Genomic DNA, 18,629 nt, shown 5'->3' with positions numbered 1-18,629 from the left:
TTCCGACTTGTCTGCCCAATCTCTGGATAATTAAATAGGCAAACGGCTTTATTTCTTATCTATCGCTTTTTTCAAAGCATCCAGTGCGGAAGACAGGACGGAACGCGGACAGCCGATATTCAAACGCATATGCCCTTCACCTCCGGGACCGAACATGCTTCCGTCGTTCAGCAACAGGCCGGCTTTATCTTGGAACAAGCTTACCAGTTCAGGCTGGCTTAGTTTCAGGTCACGGCAATCCAACCATACAAGGAAAGAGGCCTGGGGGGGATAGACTTTGATCTTCGGGAGTTTGGATTTGCAATATTCATCTACGAAGCGGACATTCTCAGTGATATACATCCGCATCTGTTGCAACCATTCGGCTCCGTATGTATAAGCCGCTTCTGTTGCCGTATAGGCAAAGATCGTCCCGGCATTGAATTCTCCTGCTTCCATGAAGGAATAGAATTTTTCTCGTATTTCCGCATTGGGAATGATCGAGTAGGAGGTGACGATTCCGGCAATGTTGAAAGTCTTGCTCGGAGCCATGAAAGTAATGCTGCAATTGGCGGCTGTCTCCGAAACCGTTGCAAACGGATGATGCGTATATTGCGGATAAGCCATCTCTGCATGTATTTCATCGGAGATAACGAGTATATTGTGTTTGGCACAAACCTCGGCCAACTTGACCAGTGTGTCTTTTTTCCAGACGACACCGCCTGGATTATGAGGGTTGCAAAGGATCAGGACTTTGCAATGCTCATCGATGACCGATTCAAGATTCTCGAAATCCATCTCGTAAATGTCGTCTACTGTTTTGAGCGGGTTGTAGACAACCTCACGGTGCATGTTTTCCGGAACGATGCGGAAAGGATGGTAGACCGGTGGCTGGATAATTACTTTGTCACCAGGTTTGGTGAAGCATTGCAAAACGAAGCCGATTCCCTTTACGATGCCGGGAATATAACTAAGCCATTCGCGTTGGATTTTCCAGTTATGTTTATAATGTACCCACTCGATGATACTGTTATAATAGGAATCCGAGTCGAATGTGTACCCGAAAATCTCATGCTCCAGACGCTTCTTGATTGCGTTGACAATAAAGTCTGGTGTCCGGAAATCCATGTCGGCTACCCAAAGTGGAACAAGGTTCTCGTTACCGAAGTCTTTCTTTAGAAGATCGTACTTGACACAATTGGTTCCACGACGTTCGATGATCTCGTCAAAGTTGTATTGTTTCATTATCTCTATAAGTTCAGTCTGTTGATCGGGGTCAAAGATACGAATTATATTTAGAAACTGTTTCGATTCCGACATTTGGGTAGTTACACAACCGGACTTTTAATTTTGTCTCGTCCTGAAATAGATTGACTGTGTATTAAAAATCCTGTTATAGGTGTCTATAAATGTAAATAACTGACACTTGTAAATGAGTCGGGTACGAAAAGTATCATAGAGTGGCAACTGCCATACTTTTATTGTCAGGCTATAAAGCCATAGAGTTTTTGACCTACGTCGAATATCTTTTTGCCCAAGGTCGAAAAGGCTTTTGCCATTAGGCAAAAAGGCTTTCGGCCTTGGGCAAAAACGTAAGAAGTTATAATTAAATCTGTACGAGACAGGGTGAAAGCAGATCTTTAAGGTGAAGCCAGTCCGAATGCCTTCCTTCACCTTAAAGATCTGCTTTTATTTTAATATATAGCAAGACGATGGTGAAGCCTACTCGCATATTCTTTCATATGAAAAGTTAGGCGGAAACAATCCAGACAGGTATTTCGGATTTGATAATGGAAGATTGGAAGGATGTGTTAAACTGCAAGCCTATCTTGTTTCTTTGCTTGAGAAATGTAAGATAAATTGATATTTTTCTTTTAATTTCTTTGGTGGTATGAATTATTGTTCTACATTTGCAGCGTCAAACAATAATAAAGATGTAAGAAAAGATGATGAACAATGTATTGCATATTATTCTCGTGGTGGTCCTTCTAGTCATTAGCAGGTAAGGAGAAAGGTGTGCAAGAAATTGTGAAGTCATATAAAGATATTTCTTAAGCCTTTCTCCATACAGAGAAGGGCTTTTTTAATATAATAATATTTAGGATAAGAAAATAGGGGCGGTTCGTGAGCCGTTCGAAAACAACAAATAATATGATGAAGAATCCGTTAAGAAGTTCATACAGCACAGAGGGCAGACGCATGGCCGGGGCTCGCGCTTTGTGGCGTGCCAACGGTCTGAAAGAAGAGCAGTTCGGTAAACCGATTATAGCCATTGTGAATTCATTTACCCAGTTTGTACCCGGCCATGTCCATCTGCACGAGATCGGGCAGCAGGTAAAAGCGGAGATTGAAAAGTTGGGTTGCTTTGCTGCCGAATTCAATACGATTGCCATTGACGATGGTATCGCTATGGGACACGACGGAATGCTCTATTCGCTTCCTTCACGTGATATTATTGCGGACAGCGTCGAGTATATGGTGAATGCCCACAAAGCCGATGCAATGGTTTGCATTAGCAATTGCGACAAGATCACTCCGGGGATGCTAATGGCATCCATGCGGCTCAATATTCCGACTATCTTTGTCTCCGGCGGTCCGATGGAAGCCGGTGAGCTGGATAACCGCCATCTGGATTTGATCGATGCCATGATTGAATCGGCCGACACTTCGGTCAGCGATGAACGGATCGCACAGGTGGAACGGAATGCCTGTCCGGGATGCGGTTGTTGTTCCGGTATGTTTACGGCCAACTCGATGAACTGCCTGAACGAAGCGATCGGCCTGGCTCTTCCGGGCAACGGTACGATTGTCGCTACGCATGTGGGCCGTACACAGCTGTTCCGCGATGCTGCCCGGCAGATTGTAGAAAATGCCTATAAATACTATCGTGACGGTGATGAGTCTGTTCTTCCCCGCAGTATCGCCACCCGTCAGGCTTTCCTGAATGCCATGTCATTGGATATTGCAATGGGTGGTTCCACCAATACGGTTCTCCACTTGCTCGCCATCGCGCAGGAAGCTGAGGCGGACTTCACGATGGACGATATCGATATGCTCTCCCGCAAGACTCCTTGCCTCTGCAAGATTGCTCCCAACACGCACACCTACCACGTCCAGGATGTGAACCGTGCCGGTGGTATCATGGGAATCATGAACGAGCTGCTGAAAAACGGCTTGGTAGACGGGAATGTGAAGCGTGTGGACGGAATGACGCTTGCCGAAGCCGTGGATAAATTTGCTATCACCTCGCCGAATGTGACGGACGAGGCTGTCAAGAAATACAAGAGTGCTCCCGCCCATCGTTTCAGCATTCGGATGGGATCGCAGGAAACCTATTATAAGGAACTGGATACCGATCGTGCCGCCGGATGTATCCGTGATATCGAGCATGCTTATTCCAAAGATGGCGGCCTGGCTGTCCTGAAAGGAAATATCGCGCTGGACGGTTGTGTGGTCAAGACGGCCGGTGTGGATGAAAGCATCTGGAAGTTTGCCGGTCCGGCGAAAGTGTTCGATTCGCAGGATGCGGCTTGCGAAGGCATCCTCGGTGGAAAAGTCGTCTCGGGCGATGTGGTGGTGATCACACACGAAGGACCGAAGGGTGGTCCGGGTATGCAGGAAATGCTTTATCCTACTTCTTATATAAAAAGCCGTCATTTAGGCAAGGAGTGCGCGCTGATCACAGACGGTCGTTTCAGTGGCGGTACTTCCGGTCTTTCTATCGGTCATATTTCTCCCGAAGCTGCGGCAGGAGGAGCGATTGGACTGGTGAAAGACGGCGATATAATCGAGATTGATATCCCTGAACGTACGATTAATGTGAAGGTAAGCGATGAAGAGTTGGCAGAACGCCGTAAAGCGGAAGAAGCCCGCGGCACAAAAGCCTTTACGCCGCCTCATCGCCAGCGTGTCGTCTCAAAAGCCTTGAGAGCTTACGGTAAGATGGTCAGTTCGGCCGATAAGGGTGGAGTGAGAGTAGTAGAAGATTAAACACAAGACTAAAATAAAGAGATATGGAGAAACAGAAGATAACCGGTTCGGAAGCTTTGCTGAAGTCACTGATAGCTGAAGGAGTAGATACGATTTTCGGTTATCCCGGCGGGCAAGCGATTCCTATTTACGATAGTTTGTACGATTACAGGGATAAATTGAAGCATGTATTGGTGCGTCATGAACAAGGGGCGACGCATGCTGCACAAGGGTATGCCCGTGTATCCGGTAAAGTAGGGGTGACGTTGGTTACTTCAGGACCCGGCGCAACAAATACCATCACCGGCATTGCCGATGCACTGATGGACAGCACTCCTATGGTGGTCATAGCCGGACAGGTCCCTTCTCCATTGCTTGGAACAGATGCTTTCCAGGAAGTCGATGTGATCGGCATTACGCAACCGATCACCAAATGGGCGTACCAGATTCGCAAGCCGGAAGAGATAGCGTGGGCTGTTTCACGTGCTTTTTATATCGCTTCTACCGGACGGCCGGGGCCTGTTGTACTCGATTTGGCAAAGGATGCTCAGGTTGGATTTGTGGATTATGAATATAAGAAAGTAGACTATATCCGCAGCTATCAGCCGGAACCGGATATCAACCAGGATCGGATTAAAGCGGCTGCCGCGTTGATCAATAAAGCGGAGAAACCGTTCTGCCTGGTCGGACAGGGGGTTTTGTTGGGAGGTGCTGAAGAGGAGCTGAAAGCATTCCTGCTGAAGAATGACATTCCTGCCGGTTCGACTGTTCTCGGTCTATCGGCGTTGCCTTCCGATTTTCCTTTGAATAAGGGTATGTTGGGTATGCACGGCAATGTCGGTCCGAACAGGAAGACCAATGAATGTGACGTGTTGATCGCCATCGGTATGCGTTTCGACGATCGTGTTACTGGCGATTTGAAGACATACGCCAAGCAGGCGAAAGTGATCCATTTGGATATCGACAACTCGGAGATCGGGAAGAATGTACCGGTCGATGTGAAGGTTCTCGGAAATGCCAAACATACCATTCCGATGATAACTGCGTTGTTGGAAGAACGGAAACGTCCGGAGTGGAATGCTGAGTTTGAGCCTGATGCACAGGAAGAGTATGAAAAGGTGATCGAGAAGGAGTTGTATCCGATGAACGGATCTTTGAAAATGGGTGAAGTCGTTCGAAAAGTGTCCGAGGCGACTGGAAACGATGCTGTTTTAGTTACGGATGTCGGACAGAACCAGATGATGGGTGTCCGCTATTTCAAATATAAACGCACTCGTAGCGTGGTTACTTCAGGTGGTCTGGGGACGATGGGCTTTGGCCTTCCCGCTGCTATGGGAGCCAAGTTCGGTGCACCTGACCGTACGGTCTGCTTCTTTACCGGTGACGGTGGGATGCAGATGACGATTCAGGAGTTGGGAACCATTATGCAGGAAAAACTGGATGTGAAAATCATTATCCTCAATAATAATTTCTTAGGAATGGTACGTCAGTGGCAGGAGTTGTTCTTCCACGAACGTTATTCGAATACGATCATGGAGAACCCGGATTTCGTGGCGATCGCGAAAGCGTACGGTATCGCTGGCCGCACCGTTGAAAAACGGGAGGAACTGGATGAGGCTATTGCCGAGATGTTGAACCATAACGGAGCGTTTGTGTTGGTCGCCAATGTGGAAACGTGTGGTATGGTATATCCGATGGTGCCTGCCGGAGGAAGCGTAACGAACATGATATTAGGAGATAAGTAAGGAGGTGAAGCTATGACAACAAAAAAATTATATACCGTTATTATCTTTTCAGAGAATACAGTAGGTCTTCTGAACCAGATTACGATTATCTTTACACGTCGGCAGTTGAACATCGAGACGCTTTCCGTTTCACCTTCCGCCATACAGGGTATACATAAATTTACGATCACGACATTTGCTGATGAAGATATGATCGACAAGGTTGTGAAGCAGATCGACAAACGGGTGGATATCTTGAAGGCTTACTATAATACGGATGAAGATCTAGTTTTCCAGGAGATCGCCCTTTATAAGCTGAGCACCGAGTTGTTTATCAAGATGGGGACGGTCGAGAATCTGATTCGCAAATATAACGCCCGTATTCTGGAAATGAACGAAACGTGTGTCGTTCTCGAAAAGAGTGGTCATTACGATGAGACGCAAGCCCTTTTCAGGGAGTTGAGCGAAACGATCGGTGTCTTGCAGTTCATCCGTTCCGGTCGCGTTGCGATCACAAAAAGCCGTGTCGAGCGTTTAAGCGATATGTTGGCCGAAATGGAACGTAAGTTGCAGGAAAAAAAATAACGTACGGGTGGTTTGCGAACTGCCCCAACAGAAAAGAATCATGGATAAAGATAAAAGCAAAATAGGGGAATTTCATTTCGTCACGGAACCGTACCTGTTGGATTTTCGTGGACGTGTAACGATACCGATGATCGGAAACTATCTGATACATGTCGCATCCAGCCATGCTGCTGAACGCGGATTCGGTTTCAACGATATGTCAGAACGGCATACGGCTTGGGTTCTTTCCCGTCTGGCGATCGAAATGATCGAATATCCAGCCATGTCCGAACCTATAACTCTTTATACCTGGGTGGATGAAGTCGGCCGTCTCTTTACCAGCCGTTGTTTCGAGCTGGTGGATGGCAACGGTAAGACATTCGGTTACGCTCGTTCTATTTGGGCGGCTATCGATGTGGAAACACGCCGGCCGACCTTGTTGGATATCGCCAGGTTGAGCGCTTATGTCACGGATCGCCCCTGCCCGATAGAAAAGCCGGGAAAGATTGCGGCTGTGGAGAATGAGACGGAAGGGGTTCCTTATTTCATTAAGTACAGCGACCTTGATATCAACGGCCACCTGAACAGTATCAAGTATATGGAACATCTTCTAGACCTGTTTGATCTTGACCTGTTCAAGACAAAAGATATCAAACGTTTCGAAATCGCCTACCAGTCTGAAGGCAAATATGGGATGAAACTCATGTTGTACAAGAGGGAGGCTGATAACGGAAAATATGATATGGCGATCTGTAATGAAGGCAAAGCGATTTGCCGTGCTGCTGTTATGTGGCATTGAACAAACATGGTACGGGCGGATGGTTTGCGAACTGTCCTGACAAAAGAATTATTTTATTAACACATTACATTTAATAGTAGAAAAAATGGCAGTAATGAATTTTGGCGGTGTTGACGAAAACGTAGTAACCCGCGAAGAATTTCCGTTGGAAAAGGCAAGAGAAGTATTGAAAGATGAAGTGATTGCAGTTATCGGTTACGGTGTTCAAGGTCCTGGACAGAGCTTGAACTTGCGTGATAATGGTTTCAACGTTATCGTAGGACAGCGCCCTGGTAAAACCTATGACAAAGCTGTTGCCGACGGCTGGGTACCGGGTGAAACACTGTTCGGTATTGAAGAAGCTTGCGAAAGAGCAACTATCATACAGGTGTTGCTTTCCGACGCCGCTCAGATCGAATGCTGGCCGCGTATCAAAAAATATCTGACTCCGGGAAAAGCGCTGTATTTCTCTCATGGTTTTGCTATCACTTACAAGGAACGTACCAATATTATCCCTCCTGCTGATGTTGACGTGATTCTAGTCGCACCGAAAGGTTCTGGTACTTCTTTGCGTCGTATGTTCCTGCAGGGACGTGGCTTGAATTCAAGCTATGCAATTTTCCAGGATGCAACCGGTAGAGCATGGGATCGTGTGATCGCTTTGGGTATCGGCGTTGGTTCAGGCTATCTGTTCGAAACGACATTCAAGAAGGAAGTTTATTCCGATCTGACTGGTGAACGTGGAACTTTGATGGGGGCTATCCAAGGTTTATTGTTGGCTCAATACGAAACATTGCGTGAAAACGGCCACGAACCTTCCGAAGCATTCAACGAAACAGTCGAAGAACTGACTCAGTCTTTGATGCCGCTGTTTGCTGAAAACGGAATGGACTGGATGTATGCAAACTGTTCGACTACTGCACAGCGTGGCGCTTTAGACTGGATGGGGCCGTTCCACGATGCCGTTAAGCCTGTATTTGAAAAATTATACCGGGAGGTCGCCTGCGGTAACGAAGCGCAGCGTTCTATCGATACGAACAGTAAGCCGGATTATCGTGAAGGTTTGGAAAAAGAACTGGCAGCATTGCGCGAAAGCGAAATGTGGCGTGCAGGTGCAGTCGTTCGTAAATTGCGCCCGGAAAACAATTGATAGACATCGCATTTTTTATTTGAGTGCATAAAGAAAGTGGCAATTCGGTATGAATTGTCACTTTTTTTAATGAAAATGTATCATTTTGATAAGAAATTTTTGAATAGTAATCGATATCTTCGTAGCTATAAATTCGAATTTAATTGCTTAAATATTATATCATGAAGAAATTCCAAATTTTAGTAATGTTATTGTGGCTGTCTGTTTGCCTAGCAGGAGCAGTAGAGTCGAAGATTCGGTTGGTGCATGGTCCTTATTTGCAGAATCTAGGGCCTGATGAGGTGACGATCGTGTGGTTGTCGGATAAACCTTCTGTCGGTTGGGTGGAGCTGGCGCCGGATGACGATACGAACTTTTATGCTACCGAACGTCCCAAATATTATGATGCCCGTAACGGAGTAAAAAATACATCTACGATCCATACCGTGAAGATCAAAGGGCTTAAACCGGGTACGAACTACCGTTATCGTGTCTTCGTACAGGAAGTACTGAGCCATGTCGGACATAAGATCATCTATGGGAACTATGCCTCGACTGATATTTACTCCAAAAAGCCGTTGGTGTTCAAGACGAGCGATCCTGCGGATAATTCCGTCTCATTTGCGATGGTGAACGATATACATGGCAAAAATGACCTGTTGACGAACCTAGTTTCCAAGTGTGATTTGAAAAAGACGGACTTTTTTCTTTTTAACGGTGATATGGTGTCAGTCTTCAATGAGGAAAATCATATCTTTGACGGTTTTATGGATACGGCGACCAAGCTGTTTGCCTCTGAGATTCCGATGTATTATACAAGAGGCAACCACGAAACACGTGGCGCTTTTGCAACCGAGTTCCAACGTTATTTCTCTCCAAAAGAAGAGAATATCTACTATACATTCCGGCAAGGTCCGATCTGTTTTGTCGTTTTGGATACGGGAGAGGACAAGCCGGATTCCGATATTGAATATGCCGGTATAACAGTCTACGACGAATACCGGACAGAACAGGCCGAATGGTTGCGCCGAGTATTGGATAGCAAAGAATATAAGGACGCGCCGTTTAAAATTATTGTAGCCCATATCCCACCGATCGGCGGATGGCATGGAAACTTGGAAGTGGAGCAGAAGTTCATGCCTTTGCTACGCGATGCCAAGCCGGACGTTATGTTGTGTGGTCACCTCCACCGTTTCATCCATCAGGATGCAACGGATCGTACACCGTTCCCGATTATCGTCAATTCCAATACGGCTATTTTGAAAGCGGCTGCCGATCCGAAAGAACTAAAAATACAGGTCGTAGATGTGGACGGGAAAGTGGTGGATCAATTCTCCATAAAGAAGCCTTGAAAAATGATAAGTAGATTGTTGGTTATGAATTGAAGAATTTAGATGTATTTGTCTTTTATTTTATAAGAAAATAGTGATAAAAACTTTAAATTATATTTGGATGTTTGGAAAAAGACCGTATCTTTGCAGCGTTCAAACAAAAACGGTTGAAAAGACAATATGAAACAGGTAATGCTAAATAGTCTCATTATTTCTCTAAACATTATTCTACTCTGGGAACGGAATAGGAAGTGAGACTGTGTATGCTTTACAGGGCATTAAGATATGAAAAAGCCTTTCTCGCTTCCTTGTGAGAGAGGCTTTTTTCATTCAGAAAAGATATTAACAAATTTAAGACGATAAGAACTATGTCAGACAGATTATTTATTTTCGACACGACATTGCGTGACGGTGAACAAGTGCCGGGTTGCCAGTTAAATAGTATTGAAAAGATTCAGGTAGCCAAAGCTCTGGAAGAACTGGGAGTAGACGTGATAGAAGCCGGTTTTCCCGTATCGAGTCCGGGAGATTTCAATAGCGTTGTTGAAATATCGAAAGCCGTAACGTGGCCTACAATCTGTGCGCTTACCCGTGCGGTAGAAAAAGATATTGATGTGGCTGCCGAAGCACTGAAATATGCAAAGCACGGACGTATTCATACAGGTATTGGAACGTCCGATTATCATATCAGGTATAAGTTCAATTCGAATCAGGAAGATATTTTGGAACGGGCTGTCGCTGCTGCCAAATATGCCAAGAGATATGTGGAAGACGTCGAATTTTATTGCGAAGATGCCGGACGTACTGACAACGAATATCTGGCACGTGTGGTAGAAGCGGTCATCAAAGCTGGCGCGACAGTTGTCAATATCCCTGATACGACCGGTTATTGCCTGCCGGACGAATATGGGGCGAAAATCAAATATCTGATGGATCATGTAGACGGTATCGAGAATGCTATCATTTCTACCCACTGTCATAATGATTTGGGGATGGCTACCGCCAATACTGTGCAGGGTGTCTTGAATGGTGCACGTCAGGTGGAAGTCACCATGAACGGTATAGGTGAACGTGCCGGTAATACATCCTTGGAAGAAATCGCGATGATTTTCAAGAGTCACAAAGAACGTGGCATTATTACCAATATCAATACGACAAAGATTTACGGAGTCAGCCGTATGGTGTCCAGCCTGATGAACATGCCTATCCAGCCGAATAAGGCGATCGTCGGACGTAACGCGTTCGCTCATTCTTCCGGCATCCATCAGGATGGCGTTTTAAAGAATCGTGAAAGTTATGAAATCATCGATCCGAAAGATGTAGGAATCGACGATAATGCAATCGTGCTGACTGCCCGTAGCGGACGTGCGGCATTGAAACACCGTTTACAGGTATTGGGCGTCGAATTGTCTCAGGAAAAACTAGATAAGGTTTATGAAGAATTCTTGAAACTGGCTGACCGTAAGAAAGATATCAACGACGACGATATCTTGATGCTTGCTGGCAAAGACCGTACGGCCATGCATCGTATCAAGTTGGAATATTTACAGGTGACCTCCGGTGTCGGTTTGCAGTCTGTGGCCAGCGTCTGCCTGAATATAGCTGGTGAGAGGTTTGAGGCCGCCGCTTCCGGCAACGGTCCTGTTGATGCTGCTATCAAGGCGGTGAAATCTATTATCCACCGTACGATGACGATTCAGGAGTTTTTGATTCAAGCGATTAATAAAGGCAGTGACGATATGGGGAAAGTACATATGCAGGTTGAGTACGAAGGAAACCGTTATTATGGTTTTGCTGCCAATACCGATATTATAGCTGCTTCTGTAGAGGCATTTATTGATGCAATTAATAAATTTGTGAAGTGAATTGATAATTATGAATACATTATTTGACAAGATTTGGGATTCCCACGTAGTGACGATGATCGAAGAGGGGCCCACACAACTTTACATCGACAGGTTGTACTGTCATGAAGTGACTAGTCCACAGGCTTTTGCCAGTATGCGTCGACGTGGTTTGAAGCCGTTTCGTCCGGAACGTATCTATTGTATGCCGGATCATAACACGCCGACACACGATCAGGATAAACCGATCGAAGATCCTGTTTCGAAGAATCAAGTCGATACGCTGGCAAAGAATGCGGCCGAATTTGGTTTGACTCATTATGGAATGATGGATGAGAGGAATGGCATTATCCATGTGGTAGGCCCGGAACGTGGACTGACCTTGCCGGGGATGACGATCGTTTGCGGTGATTCGCATACTTCTACTCATGGAGCAGTCGGTGCGGTCGCTTTCGGTATCGGAACCAGTGAAGTGGAAATGGTTATGGCTTCTCAGTGCATTTTGCAGGCAAAGCCGAAAACCATGCGTATCTGTGTGGAAGGTAATCTAGGGAAAGGGGTGACAGCAAAGGATGTCGCCCTTTATATCATGTCGAAAGTGACGACCAGCGGTGCAACCGGATATTTCATCGAGTATGCTGGTGCGGCGATCCGTAGTTTGACGATGGAGGGGCGTTTGACTTTGTGCAACCTGTCTATTGAAATGGGAGCGCGTGGTGGTATGATCGCTCCTGACGAAACGACATTCGCTTATCTTAAGGGACGTGAAAATGCTCCTGCCGGCGAAGAATGGGATAAGGCGGTTGCTTATTGGAAGACTTTGAAAAGTGGCGATGATGCTGTGTTTGACAAAGAGATTCTGTTTGATGCTGCCGATATCGAACCGATAGTGACGTATGGTACCAATCCGGGTATGGGAATGGGAGTCACCGAACATATCCCGACTGTCGAGGGTATGAACGATGTGGAGAAAGCTTCTTTTATGAAATCGATGGAGTATATGGGGTTCGAACCGGGTGAATCCTTGTTGGGCAAGAAGATCGACTATGTGTTCTTAGGCTCTTGTACCAATGGTCGTATCGAGGACTTTCGTGCTTTTGCTTCCATTGTTAAGGGACGGAAGAAAGCCGACCATGTAGTCGCCTGGCTGGTTCCCGGCTCCTGGCTGGTAGATGCGCAGATCCGTGAAGAAGGGTTAGACAAGATATTCGAAGAAGCCGGTTTCCAGTTACGTCAACCGGGATGCTCGGCTTGTCTGGCAATGAACGACGATAAGATCCCGGCAGGAAAATATGCAGTTTCGACAAGCAACCGTAACTTTGAAGGACGTCAGGGACCGGGGGCCCGTACGATTCTGGCTGGACCGCTAGTAGCTGCGGCGGCAGCCGTGACTGGGGAAATTACCGATCCGAGAACGTTTTTCTGAAATCATAAATCATAAATTTTACATTCATGAAACAGAAATTCAATATCATTACATCAACCTGTGTTCCCCTTCCTTTAGAGAATGTGGACACGGACCAGATCATTCCTGCCCGTTTCCTGAAAGCAACCGACAAAAAAGGGTTTGGTGAAAACTTGTTCCGCGACTGGCGGTACGACAAGCAGGGAAATAAAATAGAATCGTTTGTCTTGAATGATCCGACCTACGGCGGACAGATACTGGTGGCGGGGAAAAACTTCGGTTCGGGTTCCAGTCGCGAACATGCAGCTTGGGCGATTGCCGATTATGGGTTTCGTGTAGTTGTGTCCAGTTTTTTTGCGGATATCCACAAAAACAATGAACTGAATAACTTTGTTCTCCCTGTGGTGGTTAGCGAACCTTTTCTGGCCGAGCTTTTCGACTCGATTTTTGCCGATCCGAAAACAGAAGTCGAAGTCAACCTGCCTGCCCAAACCATCACCAATAAGGCTACGGGTAAGAGCGAGCACTTCGATATCAACGCCTACAAAAAAGACTGCCTTGTGAATGGCCTCGATGACATCGATTATTTGCTTTCCAATAAGGAAAAGATTGAAGCATTTGAAAGGAGACGTTAGTTTGTTGCTTTTGGATCAAGCTAAAAGTAGCGTTATATATGAACAATTATGATAGAAATAATGGATACCACCCTGCGTGACGGGGAACAGACATCGGGAGTTTCTTTTGCGGCGCATGAGAAGTTGAGCATTGCACAGGCATTGCTTGATCTGGGTGTGAACCGTCTGGAGATCGCATCTGCACGTGTCTCGGACGGTGAGTTTGAAGCCGTGAAGCGCGTCGCTTCCTGGGCGGAACGTACCGGAAACATCCAGAAGCTCGAAGTGCTCGGCTTTGTGGATGGTGATGTTTCGTTAAACTGGATCGAAGCGGCTGGTTGCCGTGTGGTAAACTTGCTTTGCAAGGGCTCTTATAAGCACGTGACGGAACAGCTTCGTAAGACTCCCGAACAGCATTTTGCCGATATACGTTCCGTCATCAACCAGGCAATCGAACGGGGGATTGCCGTGAACATCTATCTGGAAGATTGGTCGAACGGTATTAAAAACTCTCCTGAATATGTCTTTCAAGCAGTCGATTCGCTTCGTGACTTGCCGATCCGGCGTTTCATGTTGCCTGATACGCTTGGCATCCTGAACCCTGGAAATACTTACGAATATTGTAAGGAAATGGTTACACGCTATCCGGACTTGAAGTTCGATTTTCATGCTCATAACGACTATGATCTGGCGGTAGCGAATGTCTACTCTGCTGTCCGTGCCGGTATAAAAGGACTTCATACTACATTGAACGGATTGGGAGAGCGTGCCGGGAATGCTCCGCTTAGCAGTGTGCTTGCCGTGTTAAAAGATCAGTTGGGAGTGGATACGACACTTCGGGAAGAACGGATCAATTATGCCAGCCGATTGGTGGAAACTTTTTCTGGTGTTCATATTCCGCCTAACAAACCGATTATCGGGGAACATGTCTTTACGCAATGTGCCGGTGTCCATGCTGATGGTGACAGCAAAAACAATCTGTATTGCAATGACCTGCTGCCCGAACGTTTCGGCCGTGTCCGCGAATATGCTCTTGGCAAGACTTCCGGTAAGGCGAATATCCGTAAGAACCTTGAAGCACTGGGGATCGATATCGACGAGAACTCTATGCGCAAGGTTACCGAGCGGATTATCGAACTGGGTGATAAAAAAGAAATGGTTACGACGGAGGACCTTCCGTATATCATCGGCGATGTGCTCCATCACGATACGATGGCGGACCAGCGCATCCGTATTCTGAACTATTCGCTGTCTTTGGCACAGGGACTGAAACCGGTTGCCACCCTGAAGATAGAGATTAACGGCGAAGCCTACCAGGAGTCGGCTTCCGGTGATGGACAGTACGATGCTTTCGTTCGTGCCCTGCGGAAGATATATACCGATCTGGGCCGTCCTTTCCCGATGCTGACTAATTATTCCGTTTCTATACCACCCGGCGGACGGACCGATGCCTTTGTGCAGACTATCATTAGTTGGAATTATGCAGGAGTGGACTTTAAAACACGTGGTCTTGATGCAGACCAGACGGAGGCTGCTATCAAGGCGACATTGAAGATGCTGAACAAGATAGAACAATAATGATGTGTCGATGTGCCAATGAAAGAGAATTGCGATGTAGGCTATCGGCATATTAGTACATTGGCAAATTATCACATTGATAAATTATTAATTATTGAAGTTATGAAGAAGTTAACAATCGCGCTTGTTGCGCACGACAACCGGAAGGCTGACATGGTAGAATGGGCTATTCACAATGCTGAATTTCTGTCCCATCATCATATCGTATGTACTGGGACAACCGGAAATCTGGTTCGGAAGGCGATGGAAGAAAAAGGTGTTACGGCAGATATCGCCTGTATGCATTCCGGTCCGCTGGGTGGAGATGCCGAAATTGCAGCAATGGTAGTACGAAAGGAAATAGATCTTGCCGTGTTCTTGATCGACGACTTGAACCCACAGCCGCACGAGGCCGATATCCAGATGTTGCTTCGCCAGTGCCGTGTCCATAACGTGCCTATCGCTTGTAACCGGTATAGTGCCGACTTGATGATCACAAGTACATTGTGGGATGATGAAAGCTATGTCCCGACAGAACCCAAATACGTCTATTTTAAGAGAGAATAGGAAAATTTGCCAACTAATAAATCATTTATGATATGAAATTGAATATAGCTGTACTTCCCGGTGACGGGATCGGTCCTGAAATTGCTGCACAAGGTGTGGAGGTGATGAGTGCCGTTTGTAAGAAATTCGGACATGAAGTCCGTTATGAATATGCTCTTTGCGGGGCCGATGCTATCGACAAGGTGGGAGATCCTTTTCCGGAAGAAACATATGAGATTTGTAAAGGAGCGGATGCCGTTCTTTTCTCTGCTGTAGGTGATCCGAAGTTCGACAACGATCCGACAGCTAAAGTGCGTCCTGAACAGGGATTGCTGGCTATGCGTAAGAAATTGGGCTTGTTTGCGAATATCCGGCCCGTACAAACTTTTAAGTGCCTGTTGCATAAATCACCGCTTCGTGCTGACTTGGTGGATGGTGCGGATTTCTTGTGTATCCGTGAATTGACGGGAGGCATGTATTTCGGGGAGAAATATCAGGATAACGATAAGGCCTACGATACCAATATGTACACACGCCCTGAGATCGAGCGCATCTTGAAAGTCGGTTTCGAATATGCCATGAAACGGAAAAAACATCTGACGGTGGTCGATAAGGCAAATGTCTTGGCTTCTTCGCGTTTGTGGCGCCAGATTGCACAAGAGATGGCCCCTTCTTATCCGGAGGTTCAGACCGACTATATGTATGTCGATAATGCGGCCATGCGTATGATCCAGGAACCCAAATTCTTTGATGTTATGGTAACGGAGAATACGTTTGGTGATATCCTTACTGATGAAGGTTCTTGTATCAGCGGTTCTATGGGCTTGCTCCCTTCTGCTTCGACGGGCGAAAGCACTCCTGTATTTGAACCGATCCACGGTTCGTGGCCGCAGGCTAAAGGATTGAATATCGCCAACCCGTTGGCACAGATTCTTTCGGTAGCTATGCTGTTCGAGTATTTCGGTTGTAAGGCGGAAGGAGCCTTGATCCGCGAGGCTGTGGATGCTTCTCTGGACGCTAATGTTCGTACTCCTGAAATCCAGATGGAAGGCGGTGCGAAGTATGGCACGAAAGAGGTAGGGACATGGATTGTCAATTACATTAACAATTGACAATTACATTAGCAGTTGACAATTGACAATTATTTTGGTTTTCAGCCGATTTTGGTAACGCGAAGCCTAATTGTCAATTGTTCATTGTCAATTTAAGAAGTTCCTTGATAACTTCTTTATTGTATCCCATTGATTCTGCTTTCTTGAAATCGAGGGCTGCCCGCTCCTTTTCGTATTGTGCCAGCTTGATCTTGCCTCTCAACACATAGAGGTTGGCTGTCGGTTCGCTTTCGGTAAAGACTTTTTCTATATCTGCCATTGCCCGTGCATTTTTTCCCATCATAAAATACAAATCCGCCCGTCCTTCGTAGAGGATCCAGTCGCGGGGCATCTCGCTAATCAGGTAATTGAATATCCGTTCGCTCTCGTCGTAGTTCCCACGCATCTTTTCCAAGATGGCATGGCCGAGGCGAGCACGAACCGATTTCTCGTTTACTTCCAGAATTTTGTCGAAATCCTGTTCTGCCCACATATAATTTTGTAACTGTATATAGAGCAGCCCTCGGCAATAAAGCGCCTCCTGATGTTCCGGATTTTCTATTAACAAGGTGTTGTAATCGTTCAAAGCTTTTTCTGTTTCTCCCAATTCTGTATAAAGGGAAGCCCGGTTTTCGAGAATGGTGATGTTCTTTGTATGCCCGCTTAGTGCGGAAGTGTAGGAGATGAGGGCCTCTTGCAGCTTCCCCTGTCGGCGCTGTATGGTTCCGAGGTTCGTAAGCAAGGCATAGTTCAACGGGTTAGCCGGTTCTTTGCGCATGGCCGCTTTCAGGCTCTCTTCCGCGGACACCAAATCGCCTTTATCTACGAAGTCGTAGCTTTTCTCTATTAATTCTTCGTATGATTGTGCAAAGCTGTTTCCTATAAACAGGAACAAACCTATAATAATCAAGAAAGTCCTCATTTTCTATTGTTTATATCTGTTTTCTGAACGTTTGCAAAACTACATAATAAAATCGGTTCTTTATTCGAATAAAAAAACTTTATACCTTTGCTACAATTTCTAATACTTTTGGAATGAATGATTGTTATGTAATTAGTATGAATTTCCATAAATATAAATAATTATGATTGTAACAGCAATTGACCTTTCACATGGTCTGGAAGGTATTTTGAATTCCCTGATGACGCAAGGGGCGGCGTTGGGATGGACACTTATCAAGGCGTTTTTGGTTTTTATAGTCGGGCGTCTCCTGATTAATTTGGTGAATAAACTGATAAAACGGGTTTTATTGAAACGTGATATCGATCCTTCAGTCAAAACTTTTGTCGGAAGTTTGGTAAATGTTGTCCTGACTATTTTATTGATCATCTCGGTTGTCGGTGCTTTGGGTGTACAAACGACTTCGTTTGCTGCTCTTCTTGCTTCTGCAGGTGTTGCTGTCGGTATGGCTTTGAGCGGTAATCTGGCAAATTTTGCGGGTGGATTGATTATTCTTTTGTTCAAGCCATTCAAAGTCGGTGACTATATCGAAGCGCAAGGTACGGGCGGTACGGTGAAGGAAATCCAGATTTTTCATACGATCTTGGCAACACCTGATAATAAAATGGTGTATATACCGAACGGTTCGCTCAGCAGTGGTGCGGTTACGAACTTTAGCCGGCAGGCTACCCGCCGAGTAGATTGGACATTCGGTGTCGATTATGGTGAGGATTATGATAAAGTAAAGGCGGTGATCGAAACGATTATTGCCCGTGACTCTCGTATTCTGACTGATCCGGCTCCTTTCATTGCCTTGCATGCGTTGGCAGACAGCAGTGTGAATATTGTTGTCCGTGTATGGGTGGAAAGTCCGAATTATTGGGAAGTTTATTTTGGCATCAATCAAGCGGTTTATGCAACATTTAATGAAAAAGGCATCAACTTCCCGTTCCCGCAACTTACTGTGCATCGGGCTGATAACTGATTTGTCCTAAAAAGAAATGGGTTCGTTCAATAATCGCCCGGTTTTGTAAGGAGTCCTTTTGAAGGATAGGACTTTGGTAATCGTCTCCGCGATGCTACCTTTGCCATTTATGGGGGAGTAAATTTCTTATAGTCTCGTGATCTGTATTGGGATTTATATCAATGAGCTTAGTA

General features: G+C 45.9%; 15 protein-coding genes. 13 read left to right on the top strand and 2 right to left on the bottom strand.

Features of this window, described 5'->3' with window-relative positions:
• Window positions 1–48 precede the first annotated feature (48 nt).
• On the bottom strand, window positions 49–1,224 hold the full coding sequence (locus BHV83_RS19715) for a MalY/PatB family protein (RefSeq protein WP_036658535.1): 1,176 nt from the start codon (window positions 1,222–1,224) through the stop codon (window positions 49–51).
• 909 nt (window positions 1,225–2,133) lie between these two features.
• Between BHV83_RS19715 and ilvD the strand changes: the two genes are divergently transcribed.
• The 12 genes from ilvD (at window position 2,134) to leuB (ending at window position 16,552) form a co-directional block, all read left to right on the top strand.
• Window positions 2,134–3,969 (top strand): dihydroxy-acid dehydratase, encoded by a 1,836-nt coding sequence (gene ilvD / locus BHV83_RS19710; protein ID WP_122205386.1) that lies wholly within the window; start codon window positions 2,134–2,136, stop codon window positions 3,967–3,969.
• 23 nt (window positions 3,970–3,992) lie between these two features.
• Window positions 3,993–5,693, top strand: coding sequence for a biosynthetic-type acetolactate synthase large subunit (gene ilvB, locus BHV83_RS19705; RefSeq protein WP_122205341.1), 1,701 nt, complete (start codon window positions 3,993–3,995; stop codon window positions 5,691–5,693).
• 12 nt (window positions 5,694–5,705) lie between these two features.
• Entirely contained in the window at window positions 5,706–6,257 is a 552-nt protein-coding gene (ilvN, locus tag BHV83_RS19700) for an acetolactate synthase small subunit (protein WP_122205342.1), read from the top strand.
• Window positions 6,258–6,297: 40 nt separating this feature from the next.
• Window positions 6,298–7,035, top strand: coding sequence for an acyl-[acyl-carrier-protein] thioesterase (locus tag BHV83_RS19695; RefSeq protein WP_005634869.1), 738 nt, complete (start codon window positions 6,298–6,300; stop codon window positions 7,033–7,035).
• A gap of 85 nt (window positions 7,036–7,120) precedes the next feature.
• Window positions 7,121–8,164 carry a ketol-acid reductoisomerase gene (ilvC, locus tag BHV83_RS19690; RefSeq protein ID WP_005634871.1) on the top strand — a complete coding sequence of 348 codons (1,044 nt, stop codon included), beginning with the start codon at window positions 7,121–7,123 and terminating at the stop codon, window positions 8,162–8,164.
• A gap of 161 nt (window positions 8,165–8,325) precedes the next feature.
• A complete protein-coding gene (locus tag BHV83_RS19685; protein ID WP_286757931.1) occupies window positions 8,326–9,495 on the top strand; it encodes a purple acid phosphatase family protein in 1,170 nt (389 codons plus the stop codon).
• A gap of 347 nt (window positions 9,496–9,842) precedes the next feature.
• Window positions 9,843–11,339: a 2-isopropylmalate synthase gene (locus tag BHV83_RS19680; RefSeq protein WP_122203820.1), complete on the top strand. Its 1,497-nt coding sequence runs from the start codon at window positions 9,843–9,845 to the stop codon at window positions 11,337–11,339.
• A 10-nt stretch (window positions 11,340–11,349) separates the two neighbouring features.
• A complete protein-coding gene (leuC, locus tag BHV83_RS19675; RefSeq protein WP_122205344.1) occupies window positions 11,350–12,744 on the top strand; it encodes a 3-isopropylmalate dehydratase large subunit in 1,395 nt (464 codons plus the stop codon).
• Window positions 12,745–12,770: 26 nt separating this feature from the next.
• On the top strand, window positions 12,771–13,358 hold the full coding sequence (gene leuD, locus BHV83_RS19670; protein ID WP_005634883.1) for a 3-isopropylmalate dehydratase small subunit: 588 nt from the start codon (window positions 12,771–12,773) through the stop codon (window positions 13,356–13,358).
• A gap of 48 nt (window positions 13,359–13,406) precedes the next feature.
• Entirely contained in the window at window positions 13,407–14,915 is a 1,509-nt protein-coding gene (locus tag BHV83_RS19665; protein WP_286757930.1) for a hydroxymethylglutaryl-CoA lyase-like TIM-barrel protein, read from the top strand.
• Window positions 14,916–15,017: 102 nt separating this feature from the next.
• A complete protein-coding gene (locus BHV83_RS19660) occupies window positions 15,018–15,461 on the top strand; it encodes a methylglyoxal synthase (protein ID WP_005651320.1) in 444 nt (147 codons plus the stop codon).
• Between the two features lie 32 nt (window positions 15,462–15,493).
• Entirely contained in the window at window positions 15,494–16,552 is a 1,059-nt protein-coding gene (leuB, locus tag BHV83_RS19655) for a 3-isopropylmalate dehydrogenase (protein ID WP_005645830.1), read from the top strand.
• A gap of 73 nt (window positions 16,553–16,625) precedes the next feature.
• Here the strand turns inward: leuB and BHV83_RS19650 are convergent, their stop codons facing one another.
• The gene (locus BHV83_RS19650) at window positions 16,626–17,453 is read right to left on the bottom strand and encodes a tetratricopeptide repeat protein (protein ID WP_005634890.1); all 828 of its coding nucleotides are present in this window, start codon (window positions 17,451–17,453) and stop codon (window positions 16,626–16,628) included.
• A gap of 220 nt (window positions 17,454–17,673) precedes the next feature.
• Between BHV83_RS19650 and BHV83_RS19645 the strand changes: the two genes are divergently transcribed.
• A complete protein-coding gene (locus tag BHV83_RS19645; protein WP_224204860.1) occupies window positions 17,674–18,456 on the top strand; it encodes a mechanosensitive ion channel family protein in 783 nt (260 codons plus the stop codon).
• Window positions 18,457–18,629 lie beyond the last annotated feature (173 nt).

The organism is Parabacteroides sp. merdae-related_45_40 (assembly GCF_001915675.1).
Note: the sequence above shows the minus strand (reverse complement) of the source record. Positions and strands in the feature narration are given on the sequence as shown.